Origin of the sequence: Clostridium facile (genome assembly GCF_014297275.1) — a bacterium.
GTDB classification, from domain to species: domain Bacteria; phylum Bacillota; class Clostridia; order Oscillospirales; family Ruminococcaceae; genus Massilioclostridium; species Massilioclostridium facile.
This window is the reverse complement of sequence record NZ_JACOQK010000001.1, coordinates 116,667-130,633: the sequence shown is the minus strand read 5'-3', so window position 1 is coordinate 130,633 and position 13,967 is coordinate 116,667. Positions and strand designations below refer to the sequence as shown.

9 protein-coding genes are annotated in these 13,967 nt (G+C 36.5%); 2 read left to right on the top strand and 7 right to left on the bottom strand.

Features of this window, described 5'->3' with window-relative positions; all coding sequences use genetic code 11:
- Position 1: 1 nt before the first annotated feature.
- The 3 genes from H8Z77_RS00460 to H8Z77_RS00450 all read right to left on the bottom strand — a co-directional run bounded on the left by H8Z77_RS00460 (position 2) and on the right by H8Z77_RS00450 (position 8,077).
- The gene (locus H8Z77_RS00460) at positions 2-703 is read right to left on the bottom strand and encodes a response regulator transcription factor (protein ID WP_069988132.1); all 702 of its coding nucleotides are present in this window, start codon (positions 701-703) and stop codon (positions 2-4) included.
- 666 nt (positions 704-1,369) lie between these two features.
- Positions 1,370-6,742 (bottom strand): family 78 glycoside hydrolase catalytic domain, encoded by a 5,373-nt coding sequence (locus tag H8Z77_RS00455; protein WP_186995818.1) that lies wholly within the window; start codon positions 6,740-6,742, stop codon positions 1,370-1,372.
- 471 nt (positions 6,743-7,213) lie between these two features.
- Positions 7,214-8,077, bottom strand: coding sequence for a pyridoxamine kinase (locus H8Z77_RS00450; protein ID WP_186995817.1), 864 nt, complete (start codon positions 8,075-8,077; stop codon positions 7,214-7,216).
- Between the two features lie 219 nt (positions 8,078-8,296).
- Between H8Z77_RS00450 and H8Z77_RS00445 the strand changes: the two genes are divergently transcribed.
- Together H8Z77_RS00445 and H8Z77_RS00440 are read left to right on the top strand one after the other, a co-directional pair.
- The gene (locus H8Z77_RS00445; RefSeq protein ID WP_186995816.1) at positions 8,297-8,548 is read left to right on the top strand and encodes a hypothetical protein; all 252 of its coding nucleotides are present in this window, start codon (positions 8,297-8,299) and stop codon (positions 8,546-8,548) included.
- Positions 8,549-8,795: 247 nt separating this feature from the next.
- Positions 8,796-9,854 carry a lysylphosphatidylglycerol synthase transmembrane domain-containing protein gene (locus tag H8Z77_RS00440; RefSeq protein WP_186995815.1) on the top strand — a complete coding sequence of 353 codons (1,059 nt, stop codon included), beginning with the start codon at positions 8,796-8,798 and terminating at the stop codon, positions 9,852-9,854.
- Between the two features lie 207 nt (positions 9,855-10,061).
- Here the strand turns inward: H8Z77_RS00440 and hpf are convergent, their stop codons facing one another.
- From hpf to H8Z77_RS00420, 4 genes are all read right to left on the bottom strand, one after another.
- Positions 10,062-10,607 carry a ribosome hibernation-promoting factor, HPF/YfiA family gene (gene hpf / locus H8Z77_RS00435; RefSeq protein ID WP_069988127.1) on the bottom strand — a complete coding sequence of 182 codons (546 nt, stop codon included), beginning with the start codon at positions 10,605-10,607 and terminating at the stop codon, positions 10,062-10,064.
- 345 nt (positions 10,608-10,952) lie between these two features.
- Positions 10,953-11,144 carry a FeoB-associated Cys-rich membrane protein gene (locus H8Z77_RS00430; RefSeq protein ID WP_207725985.1) on the bottom strand — a complete coding sequence of 64 codons (192 nt, stop codon included), beginning with the start codon at positions 11,142-11,144 and terminating at the stop codon, positions 10,953-10,955.
- A 36-nt stretch (positions 11,145-11,180) separates the two neighbouring features.
- Positions 11,181-13,646 carry a ferrous iron transport protein B gene (feoB, locus tag H8Z77_RS00425; RefSeq protein ID WP_186995814.1) on the bottom strand — a complete coding sequence of 822 codons (2,466 nt, stop codon included), beginning with the start codon at positions 13,644-13,646 and terminating at the stop codon, positions 11,181-11,183.
- 86 nt (positions 13,647-13,732) lie between these two features.
- On the bottom strand, positions 13,733-13,954 hold the full coding sequence (locus H8Z77_RS00420) for a FeoA family protein (RefSeq protein ID WP_069988125.1): 222 nt from the start codon (positions 13,952-13,954) through the stop codon (positions 13,733-13,735).
- Between the last annotated feature and the right edge of the window lie 13 nt (positions 13,955-13,967).

Here is a 13,967-nt window from a genome sequence, read left to right as displayed (position 1 = left end):
CCTATTCCGATTGGATTTTGTAGCCAATCCCCCAAACTACTTTTAAGTAGCGAGGTTCTTTCGGGTTAATTTCAATTTTTTCTCGAATTCTTCTAATATGTACGGCTACAATATTATCCGCATTATAATAAGGCTCTTCCCAAACACGCTCATAAATTTCCTGGATGGAAAATACACGATTGGGGTTCCGCATTAATAGTTCTAAAATGCGGTATTCAATTGGGGTTAGTTTCACTTCTTCCCCTTCTACCCATACCTGTTTGGTTTCCAAATCCATTATGATTCCACCAACATTCAACTGTACTACAGGCGCTTGTGTTGGCATTTGGCCAAAATTTGTATAACGTCTTAACTGGGATTTGACTCTTGCAACTAATTCCAAAGGGTTATAAGGCTTTGTAATATAATCATCAGCACCCATATTTAACCCAATAATTTTATCAGTATCCTCCGTTTTAGCAGAAACCAAAATAATTGGAATGTTTTTCTGCTCCCGTATTCTCATCATTGCCTTCATACCATCTAATTTTGGCATCATAATGTCCATTAAAATCAGATGTATCGTATTTTCAGAAATTTTCTCCAATGCATCCATTCCATCATATGCTTTCATTACATGCAATCCTTCATTTCTTAAAAAAATTGCAACCGATTCTACAATCTCCTTGTCGTCATCTACTACCAAAACGGTCCATTGATTCATTTTTCTATACTCTCCTTATTGCTGCTAAAATATAATTCCATGGAAAATAGCAATCAAAAAATTTAGTTGAAATAATGATTCCATCTAAATTCTAATTATATCATAACTTAGATTATTTACAAACCTGCCATCATTTTTCTTACAAATTTATGACGAACTTTTATCGTGTTCTATTGGAAAAGCAGATCCATTTAAAAACGAATCTTTTTATCATAAAATGTAAAACATAGTTCTACAAAATAGCCTTTTTTCTATATCAACTTATAAAATTCTATTTGCTCTATCAAATAATACTTATGTCCTTATTTTATAAGCTGCAAGCTTTATATCAGATTAAGATTTTCTATTTATCGTTTGTCAAACAGACATATATCACCACAAAACATTGTATCCAATTAAGAAAAAACATAAATGTTCTTTTTAGATAAAAACTAGTGTTTCGCCTGATCTAAAAAAGTATCCAATACAATTGGATACTTTGAATTTTCAAGATCTTACTACTTAAAGCATATCAAAATCGTATGTTATGGTTATAAATGAAATACGATGATAAAATTCAAACAACATCTAAGCTATTTTACATAAGTAATGATATTTTTTCTGTACAAAAAAAGCAGCAGACAAATGCCTACTGCTTTTTTAATATTATAAGGGGGATTTCATCAATTACTGATTTTTATTTTTTCTTTTGGAAATAACAACAGCTGCAATAATTGCGATTGCTGCTACAATAGCGATTACTACCAGAATAATTGGCATCGCTACATCACCTGTTGTTGCCGCATTTACAGTATTATTTGCAAGTTTATCACCATTATTTGTGCTGGAATTATTTTGTCCATTAGAAGATGTATTGCCAGCGTTGGATTCATCCGATTTTGTCTGTAAGCCATCCATAGCAGCTTTTACTGCATCTACAGCATCATTTACAACATTTTGTTGATCTTCTGTTAATGTTTCATCCGCTAATACAGCGTTTGCTTTTTCCAATGCTGCGTTTAATACTGCTACACTTTCATCGGTATATTGGCTTAAATCCATTCCTGTTGCCTGATTCACAACTTCTTCTAAGATAGATTTATCAGCTTTTAATCTCAGATTCATCATTGCGTTTAGCAGGTTGTCAGTTGCTTCTGTTACGTCATCCTGTAAAGCATTGTCACCATCTGCAACGACTGCTTTTGCTGCTTCTAATGCCGCAATAAATTCAGCCTGTCCTGCTTCCACATATTTTGTTAAATCATAATCATCCGCTACTTCAATCAATTTCTTTAAGTTAGTCAGGTCGCCTTTTACAAAGCCTAGTTTATGGATTTCCTTCATCAATGTCTGCCATGCTTCATCTACAGTTTCCTGGCTTGCTGCTGGATCTGCTGCAACTGCTTTTGCATTATCCAGTGCTGCGTTGAAGGATTTTTGTACATCTGCAATCACATTGTTGAAATCATCAGAATTTTTCTGGTCTTCCGCATAATCAATTACTTTATTCAAAATATTTTTGTTTGCTGGTTCATTTACAGTAAGATCCAGAGTAGTAACTAATTGAGTATCACCAACAAATAAATCGTCCATCAGGAAGCTTTCACTGCTACCATTACGAACACCTACACTACCATGTGTTAATTCATCATTATAAGTAGCATTTACAAACTCACCATTTACATAAGTAGTAAATTTATTGCCTTCTACCCGGATAGTGATATCGTTATATTCCCCTGCTTTTAAGTTGGAGATTGGATATTCACCCAACAACTGGAACCCTTGGCTAGAAGCATGGGCGGAACTAAATACATGGGTTTTTAACATATTAGTATCAGCTCTAAACTGCCACAGATAGAATGTATTGGAATCTGTTGCACGGAAAGTAATATTTGCCGCATTAGAGGTAACTTTTACCTTAGCGGAAACAGTATAATCTGTCCACTGTTTTGCTTCTTCATTATCATAGAATACTTTGTTACCTTTGTTTACAACAACTGCCCCATCCTGTACTTGTAAGCCATCGAATGTATTGTTTCCATTATCAAAGTTATCGCTATACATTTCGTTATAAGCGAAGTAATCCAAATCGAAATCATCTACCAGGTCGTTCAAACCTTCGGTCATGCTGACAATCACAGTTCCTTCACCAGGAGCAACCCCGGTTAATACACCATTTTCATCCACTGTAAACGCTTCTGGATTATCTACTGTAAAGGAAGCTGCTTTCAAGTCAACCTCTTCTCCAGATTCCAGAACACCTTTTAGGGTAGCCTGAACAGTTGCGTTTGGATATAAATCTCCATCAACGGAGATGTATACACGTTCTACCTTTGCATTGGTACAGGAAACAGTAAAGCTGGTAGATGTTGTATAAGATACTGGAGTACCTTGCATATCAACATCTTTCAATTCTGCTGTTACCGTAATTGTTGCACTGCCTTCTGCATTGTATGTAATAGTACCTTGTGCATCTACAGAAGCAACTTCTGGATTGCTGGATTCGTAGCTTAATGTGCCAACTGTTGCTGCATCCATTTCTTCCCCATCTGCTGTAGTAAAGATGGTACTGATTTTATCAGTCTGACCAACATAAACTTTGGAAGAATCCGATGTCATAGCGGACAATTTACCTGCGTTTGGAACAGCAATTGTATGGTTGCCAGAACCTAATTCTACACTGTAGTAGCCATCTACAATTTCAACTTGTGTAATCGTACCATCCACAGATACATAGCCATGGTCCTGCCCCATTGTTGGAACCATTACATTTGCCTTTGTATTTGCTGGGATTGTTACTGTTGTGCTAATTGCGTTTGCGGTATCCCTTGTATCAAAGGATGCTTGTACGCTGCCTTTTAAGGTTGGAACTTTAATAGAAGCATATTCCAAACCTTCTGGCTGTAATTTTACTTGGAATTCACTGTAACCAGCTTTAGTTGGCTGGATACCAAATAAGCCACGGATAATCTGGCTACCTGGAGCAGAACCCCATGGATGGGAATAAGTCATATTGCCCTTATTAGTTTCATTCCAAGCTTCTGTGGTAATAGTAGCGCCTAATGTATCAATCATGTAAGCCCATGTTCTGTCGCCATTGTTTGCGCTACGATCCATCATCATTGCATTTGCAACATCGCCTGCGCCTGCACGGTATAAACCATCTAATACAAAATAAGAGCCATATACGCTTGTTTTAATTTTGCCTTGACTGCGGATATAATCAGCCATTTTGTCTGCCATTGCCTGGTCTTCATAAACACCATATGCCAAAGCAAATGCTGTTGCATGCTGTGCATAATGGTCAATTGGCTGTTTATCTTTGGTTAAACCATCTCTTACTGCACCAGTTTCAGAGTTATACAGGTATTTGATCATACCAGCTTTTAATTTATCCGCTTTTTCCTGGTATGCTTTTGCGTCATCTGTTTTGCCTAATTCAGTAGCAATTTTTGCCATATCTACAAAACCACCATAGGTTACAGCGTTCATAACGGTATTATACCATGCGCTGCTGAAATTGTACCCATCGTGTTCGGATACTGGCCAGTCAACCAAAACGGAGTTCCATTGGTTTACATTGGTATGGTTTACAGTAACCAAAGTAGTTTCATCACCCATATCTACAATGTTTTTATCCGCACCACAATCTACCAGATTGGTTTTTAGTTTTTCATAAGATTCCATCATAGAATCTTTATTGCCAGTATACAGATAATCGTACCAAGTAGAGTTTACCATATACAATACATATTCTACTGGCCAAGTTCTATGGGTTTCCAAATATTCCATAGAAAAGCGTGCTAAACTATAATCATCTTCAAAAGAGTAGGAAGACATTTGGTTAATTAAAACGTCCCCTTCATAAGCACCACGTTCACGGGACTGGGAGTCTACCATCAAATCCTGGTTGGTTGCTTTAATGGTGTATTTCATGGTGTCATAAATACGATTTAACAAATCATCGGAAGAATTGAAGCTGGATTCATCTTCACTGAACTCCTGATGCATTGCCAACCCTTTGAAGTTATCTGTTGTTAAGGTAACACCTTCTGGAACATTTAAAATTTCCACATAGCGGAAGGTTTTCATACCAATATTTTCAATGGTCTGTTCCCCTTCTTTTAATGTCCATTTTTCTTCATACTTATTACCAGTATTCATCTGCCATTGAACATCACCAGTTTCGGCATTGCCTTCTTCCCCGTAATGAAGGGTGATTTCCTGAGATACAGGGCTGTTTAGTTCCAGATGTAAACCACCAACAATTTCTTTGCCTAAGTCTACAAACCAGCGGCCATTACCCATATCTTTTACAACAGCGGAATCATACAAATAACGGTTTACGTTGTCAGCATCATATGGATTTAATTCATAGCTACCTACAATTGCACCTTTGTCAACAGGTGTTGTCCAAGCGGAATCATCATAGCCTGGTTCATTCCATCCATATGGGAATAAGTTTGCATTGATATTTTCAGCTGCTGCATTAAAGTAGCCTGTACCAATGCTCTTTCCGTTATCGCCAAAAATATTAGTGCCATCCAATGCTTTCCATGTACCATCAGCAGAATTTACCAATACATCACTGCTGCCATCTTTATAAAAGACAGTCATTTGGCACAAGAAGGATTTTTCATCTTGTGTATAGTTGATTGCACCGATTACATTTTCGCCATTCTGTAACAAATTAGTTACATCATAAGTATTGTAATACAAAACGCCTTTTCCATTAGTCAGGTTCGTCCCAAAACGAGCTGGACCTAAACCAACAAACTGACCATTCATGTACAGATTAAATACAAATTGACGAGTTTTTTCTGGAGATTTTGCGGTTACATTCACAACTGCTTTTTCAATCTGATCTTTATTGTCTACATTGAACTCATTACGCAGGAATGCAAAATTTCCTTTTGGTGCAATTGTGGTATCAGAACCTTCTCCAGGGTATACTGAATTAGAATTCAAGCGTACCATGGTTTTAATTGTTCCATTTTCATTGCCAGTTGGAACATATAAAGCACCATTTTCTACTTTGAATTTGTTGCCTGTGTTAAAGTCATTTGGCGTCTGTCCATCATCAAAGTTTACGCTATATAAGCTATCCCCTGATTTTGTGCCAGCTTCATCAGAGATTGGATATACATCAATATTATCCACATAACCATTTTCGGTGCTTCCATTACGGAAACCGATAGAACCATAGGTTAAGCCGCCATCAAAGGTAACTTTTCCAGCTTCTTTAAATCCATCACCAGTGTTAATATATACGGTAGCAACTTCCCCATAAACCGCAATTTTTACACGGAAGTATTCGTTATTTGGCAATTCAATTCCCTTATCTGCCAGTTTAATAGAGTTGCCATAAGCTTTTACGCCACCATTGATAATGGTATGTGGGTTCATGGTATTACCACCCTGATCAATACCGCCACCATAACGGAATTGGATCATATATCCATTGCTATTATCCTGAGCGCGGAACACAACACCCAATGCAACAGAAGTTTTCATATCCATCTCAACTGCATAGTTTGTCCAACCATGTTTTTGGAATGGGTCTTCTACAGCAGCGGCAGCATTTGGGTCAACCCAAATACCATTGATGCTTTCCCATCCATCGCCTACAGCAGTTGTAAACGCCTGTGGCTCAGATAATGGGCTTTCTTTTCCATCTTTATCTTTTAATTGGACACTCCAATAATACAAGCTGTTATCTTTTAATACATCAGATAAACCAGCTTTTATATAACTGGATTCTGAAGAAGATACCCAATCTGTATCTTTAATATAGTTTTGGTTCTGCATATTTTCTTGTGAAGTACCAACCACAATGCGGTATGCGGTTTGTACCTCATCCTTGTCAGCATCTACCATAGCCCAAGAAAAAGATGGGTCTTTGGTATTAATACCATAAGGATTTTCCAACAGCTCTACTTTTGTATTTGTTGGAGCTTCTGGAGCAGTATTGCCATCTGCGGCAAACGCGGTAATTCCAGAGCTAAGCACAGTAGAAGCCATCATAACAGTTGCAACTAAAGTTGCAATTAGCTTTTTCAAACTTCTCATCCTCCCTATTCAATATTTTAGTCTTATTTGTAATTATAGTAAGAAGGATTTTACTGTCATTACTGGATTCAAACAGAAAACCCCACTTTATAAATACAATGTCAGTATAGTATGATATAAAGAAAGAAACAATATCATTTTACACGATTCGACTATCAAATCTTGCTTTTTAAAAGATTGTTTATAATATTTAACCAAAATCAAATAGATAATTTTGGATGATTTATTTTTCACTAACGATTTGATAAAATATTTATTCGTGATTATAGAAAATAGTTCATGAACTATGTAATATCCATCCTACAAACTTCAAATAAATCCTGTAATTTTTCGTATTATTTGTAATAAACACACGATAAAATACACTAGTTTCCTTTTGATATATCATTATACTACAACAGGGGATGTTCTTTTTCTGGCTCACTTTTTATGATATATCCCCTATGGAAAAGATATTGTTTTTTATAATTTTTCGTATCCCTTTAAATAGTGATGTTCCATCAACCATGGTAGGGAACGTTCTAGCATAACGCCATATCTGCTATCTGTTCCATAACTGTAAGTAGTTTTAATGGCAAGTTCTAAAAACCTAGTAGCACGTTCCATTGCAATAGGCAAACTATCGCCATTCAGCAAAGAGCCCACCACCACACTAGCATAAATATCCCCTGTACCAGGATAATCTACTGGAACATAGTCGCAGTTAACCCGCCAAAAAGCTCCTCTATTCCTATCATATCCCACGTTAGAAAGATGACCATCCGCCATGGCTACCCCAGTAATTAAGACATATTCTGGCCCCAGTTCACTTTGACGTACTAGCCAACTCTTTAACCTGCTTACTGTCATTGGAGCGTTTGGGTATTCCTCTTTTAATAAAATAGCTGCCTCTGTCAAATTTGGTGTAATAACATCGGCTACTTTTACCAACTCCTGCATCCTAGCCACTAATTGAGGTGTATAAGTACGGTATGTTTTTCCATGGTCCCCCATAACGGGGTCCACAACTTTCAATGCCCCCCTATAAGCTGAAAAAAATTCCAAACAATGGTCGATTTGATCAATAGAACCTAAAAATCCACTATAAATACAATTAAAATCCAATTTCAAAGATTGATAATGCTGTAATGTTGGCTGGATATAATCCGTTAAATCGCATAAAACAGGGTCGCCTAATCCACCTGTGTGGGTAGATAATACTGCTGTTGGAATTGCACAGGCTTGTATCCCCATTGCGGATAAAGTTGGTAAAATCACCGATAAAGAGCACCGTCCAAAACCGGATAAATCGTGGATTGCCGCCACCCGAATGGTCTGTTTCGACATAAAAATCCCCTTACCTTTTACAAAATAGAATACTATTATTATACCTGATTTATCCCAAACAAACAATTATTATCTTTTATTCTAGTCTAGTATCTAGGATTCAATGACCAAATTGTAACAATTTTTTTATAATGGCCTGGAATCCACTATTTTTATTGATGATACATAACTACTGTGATATAATAATAAAAAAGCAAATTACAGGAAGAGGTGAACAGCATGAGTGACGGCTTGTATTTTTCGATTAATGATTTAGTATACGCCATGGGAATTAATAAAGCGGTTGTATTAACAGATATCCGTACAGGTATATTAAAAACAGTAGATGACCGTATTGAATATATGGAGGCAATCAACTATACCCATAAAAAATATGCAGAAGGGATTGAAATGTATCCCCCAAATGGATTTGAAAGCCGTCTGCTGGCTGTAATCAATGGCCATATTGCAAAATTTGGTTATTATGAATAAAGAAATCGGACTGTATAACTCCAGAGATCAACAGTAAATTGGTAGCTGGAGTTTTTTATTTATACTTGGCTATCCAATATGGAAGCCATAAATTGTACTCTCTGAACCTTATATTTCACAGCTTATCCCTAAACTGTTTTTTACGAATGAATTCTGTCATTTTCATTACAATTTCTAAAAATGATTGCATTTTTTTTATTTTTTCTTTATACTGAGTGTTGGCAAAATACGATGAAAAAGGTGTATTATGAAAAAAACTAAAAATAATAAAGGAAATATTATTAATGGTATTATTATTGCAATTACTGTAATTATCTTACTATGTTATATGTTTTTTGTCGATGGAATTGATAATATTATCGCTGTATTCCAAAACGCAAAATTGTTATGGCTGGTTGCTGGGGCACTTTGCATGGTTTTGTACTGGGCAATCGAAGCTGCCATAGTACATTGTGCAACCAAGTGTTTCCCGCAAAAATTGCCTTATCGCCAGGTATTCCAGACAACCATGATTGGACAGTTTTTTAATTGTGTTACCCCTTCCGCTACTGGTGGCCAACCTATGCAGATTTATCATATGAATAAAATTGGGTTTGGTGCTGGTTACGCAACAAGTTCTTTATTGGTACGGTTTATTGTTTACCAATTAGGGCTTACTGTTTATTCCATTGTCGTTTTGTGCTTTCAATACAAAGAATTCGCCTCCCAAATAAAAGGTTTTAAATACCTGATTATTTTTGGGTTTATCTTAAACACCGCAGTAGCCATTGGATTATTGTTGATAGGGTTTACCAAAAATTTTGCAAAAAAAGCAATGCATGGTATTTGTAGATTATTAGCAAAGTTACATTTGCTAAAAAATTTAGAGAAAAAATTAGAAATAGTAGACCGAGAAGTAGATTCTTTTCATGATGGATTTCGTATTATCCGAAAAAATATTACAAGATTATGCATTATGTTTATTATGACTATTCTGCAATTATCATTTTTCTTTTTTGTTCCGGTTACCATTGCGTTTAGTTTTGGTGTCCCATCTATTCCAATCTTTACAATGATGGCTGCTGCCTCCTGTGTGCAGATGGCAAGCTCTTTCATTCCTTTACCTGGAGCAGCTGGTGGAGCGGAATTGAGCTTTTTTATGTTATTTGGAATGTTCTTCCCAGCGGCTAAATTAAGTTCTGCTGTATTAGTATGGCGCTTATTTACCTTTTATTTTCCAATTTTATGTGGAATGTTTTTCTCCAGAAATTTGTTTGGAAAACGAAAAGAAATCCTCGCATCTACGTCCCAATCTATACAGGATTAACGTAATATTTTTCTATTTTATGCCTATAAAACAGAAATCTTAACCACAGTGTCAAACTAATTACTATGTTATCTCTGGGTTTTTATGGTAAAAAATGGTGTAGTAAATTATTTTACGAACACATGTAAGTACAAAATAGAATTATTCGTTATCTCATCAAAAAAGGCCGCTAGTTTTAGCGGCCTTTTTTATTATTAATAGATACTATTATTGGTCACAAATCAATAAACCATATCCTTTTTTCCTCGCATAGACAATCTTGGTTTCTCCTTCTTCTCCCATGTATACAAAGAAAGAGTGCCCCAGCATTTCCATTTGTACAATCGCCTCGTCATCTGTCATCATATGCAAAGTAAAATGTTTTGTACGCTTGATATCAGCGGATGGATAATCTTCATTTTCAAAATCTTCTTCGCTGTCTTCCAATGTATCCATTGCGGTTGCTAAGATATCAATCCCAGACTTCCTCTTTTTATCTACAAGGCTGGTTTTTAATTTTCTCAGTTTGCGTTTTAAATCATCAACAGCGTAATCAATGCTAGGTTCAATTTTTTCTGCAACAGCTTCACCTCGGATAAAGCTTCCTGTGTTTTTGACGGTAATATCACATTGGTAGCCCTCTACTGTTTTAGAGAGAGTTACATCAAAGGATGCGGTATCTGGGAGCATCTTCTCTACTCGCTTGAGTTCTTTGTCAATTCCGTCTTTGGTACCTTGTTTTAGTTCGAATCCTCTTGCTGTAATGTTGATCATAAATCAAAACCTCCCTGATTTTTGGAATACATGGAATTAACTAATTCCATGTTTTTATTATACTATATTTCAAATTAAAAATCACTATATTTTTGAAAATATTTATATATTATTCATAAACAAAATGCAAATTTTTTGCTACTATCTTATCTATAGGCAATTATCCTTTCTTACTATTGCTTGTACCCGTTTATTCTTTTTTATCATTTTTTTAATTATGGATTATTTATTGTAAAAATTACAATTTATTTTAAAAGGAAATCAAACAATTTTAAGCTGATGATCTTCAATATAAAATTATAGAAAAACCTGCTAAAGGAATTGCCTTTAGCAGGTTTTTTAGAGCTAATCTTTATGGTTATGAGAATGATGGCACATAGAAGCGCCTGGGCAACCTCCACAACTTCCACCACAACTACTGCAGGATTTTCCTTTTTTCTTATCCCTCACCAATTTTACCACAATAAAAACTACAACTGCCAATAAAACCAAGGAGATTATAATGGTAGACCAATTATTTATGATAAATGTAATCAATGGACTTCCTCCTTTTTGTATTAATCCTTATTCTTATTATACACGAACTTTTGCTTTTAAGGAATTACTTTCTTTGTAAGGACGGAACAAGAGATACAGGAATACTGCAACCACAATAAAGGAAACAATAACACCAACAATATTAAAGTTTCCAGTAAATAGGCTACCAATCTGATAAATGCACATGGATACTAGGTAAGCGAAGATACATTGATATCCAATTGCGAACCAAGTCCATTTTGCGCTGTTCATTTCACGTTTGATTGCACCGATTGCCGCAAAGCAAGGAGCGCATAACAGGTTGAATACCAAGAAGGAATATGCGGACAGTGCAGTGAAGGAAGCCTGCATATTCATCCAAATTTGCCAACCATTTTCTGCTACCTCATCAAATCCGCCATACAATACACCAAAGGTACCTACTACATTCTCTTTTGCAATTAAGCCAGTGATTGCTGCCACTGCTGCCTGCCAATTTCCCCAACCAAGAGGAGCAAAAATCCAGGCAATCGCGCTACCGATTGCAGCCAGGATGCTATCATCCATGGATACCATACCAAATCCGCCATCTGTAAAACCAAAGTTAGAAGTAAACCAAACTAAAATAGTTGCTAACAGGATAATTGTTCCAGCCTTTTTGATAAAGGACCAGCCACGTTCCCACATACTACGTAAAACATTACCTACTGTTGGAAGATGGTAAGCTGGAAGTTCCATTACAAATGGAGCCGGATCTCCAGCAAACATCTTTGTTTTCTTCAAAATAATACCAGAGACGATAATAGCGGCAATCCCTACAAAGTAGGCACTTGGTGCTACCCACCATGCCCCACCAAATAAAGCACCTGCGATTAATGCGATGATGGGAAGTTTTGCACCACATGGAATGAATGTAGTTGTCATAACAGTCATTTTACGGTCACGGTCATTTTCTATTGTCCTAGATGCCATAATACCTGGAACACCACATCCTGTACCAATTAGCATTGGGATAAAAGATTTTCCAGATAAACCAAATTTCCGGAAAATACGGTCCATGATAAATGCAATACGTGCCATATATCCACAAGCTTCCAAAAATGCCAAGAAAATGAACAACACTAACATCTGAGGCACAAATCCCAATACAGCACCGACACCGGCTACAATGCCATCTAAGATCAAGCCTTCCAGCCAGTCAGCACAATGGATTGCATCTAATCCGGATTGTACTAACACAGGAATACCTGGCACCCATACTCCGTAATCGGCTGGGTCTGGTTCCGCAACTTCTACTGCTGTAGCAAAATCGGAGGCAGTTACTTCTTGTACTTCCTCGATTTCACCATCGTCATTCCTGATTTCGTTTTCCCCAATAATATTTGCTTGTTCTGCCTCTGTTGCAAAAGCAGTAATAATGGACTGATCTGGTTCCTCGGATTCCAATGTTTCCTGAAGAGGCTCTACATCAATGCCAGCTTCTTCCGCAGCAGTGATATAAGCATCTACTTGCGCACTGGCTGCATCATATTCTTCCGACACCTCAGAATAAGAAGAACTTCCAATCCCAAACAGATGGAATCCATCTCCAAACAATCCATCATTTGCCCAGTCTGTTGCCCATGTTCCCACTGTAGAAACAGAGATATAGTAAACAATAAACATAACTACCGCAAAAATAGGCAATGCAAGCCAACGGTTGGTAACAACCTTATCAATTTTATCGGAAGTAGATAGTTTCGCATCGCTCTTTTTGTGATAACAATGTTTGATCATAGAAGAAATGTATTGATAACGCTCATTGGTAATAATACTTTCCGCATCATCATCCATTTTTTCTTCTACCGTTTTAATAATGGATTCCACATCAGGCACTTTTGAAATTAACTCAACGATTTTTTCATCCCGTTCAAACAGTTTAATTGCATAAAAACGTTTTTGTTCTTCTGCCACGCCAGTTAAGAACGATTCAATTTCATTTAAAGCATCTTCTACTATAGGATCAAATCTATGTACAGGAACAGCTCTTTTTTTACTTTCCGCTAATTTCACAGCTTGGTCCGCAGCTTCTTTAATTCCCGTCCCTTTTAACGCAGAGATTTCTACTACTTCGCAACCAAGGTCTTTTTTCAGTTGCTGGATATTGATTTTATCTCCTCTTTTTTTGACAACATCCATCATGTTAACAGCCAGGACTACTGGAATTCCCATTTCCATTAATTGAGTAGATAAATAAAGGTTGCGCTCAATATTGGTACCATCTACAATATTCAAAATAGCATTTGGTCGTTCATGAATTAAATAATTCCTTGCGACAACCTCTTCCAATGTATAGGGAGAAATGGAATAGATACCGGGAAGGTCGGTAATAATGACATCACGATACCCTTTTAATTTCCCTTCCTTTTTTTCTACTGTAACACCTGGCCAGTTTCCAACAAACTGGTTTGCACCGGTTAACGCATTAAATAATGTTGTTTTACCACTGTTTGGATTACCAGCAAGCGCAATTTTAATTGACATTTATGCTCCTCCTTATCATTTCTAATTAGTTAGAAACCGCTAACTTAAATCACTGAAAAAAGCAGAAACAGCTGTTTCTGCCAGAGTTATCTTACCTCTATCATCTCTGCGTCAGATTTCCTTAAAGATAATTCATAACCACGGACATTTACTTCTACAGGGTCTCCTAGTGGAGCAACTTTACGAATTAAAATCTCTACCCCTTTCGTAATCCCCATATCCATAATACGACGTTTTACAGCACCTTCCCCATGTAGCTTTACTACAGTAACAGTATCGCCACATTTGGCATCACGCAATGTTTGCATTATTATTTTCTCC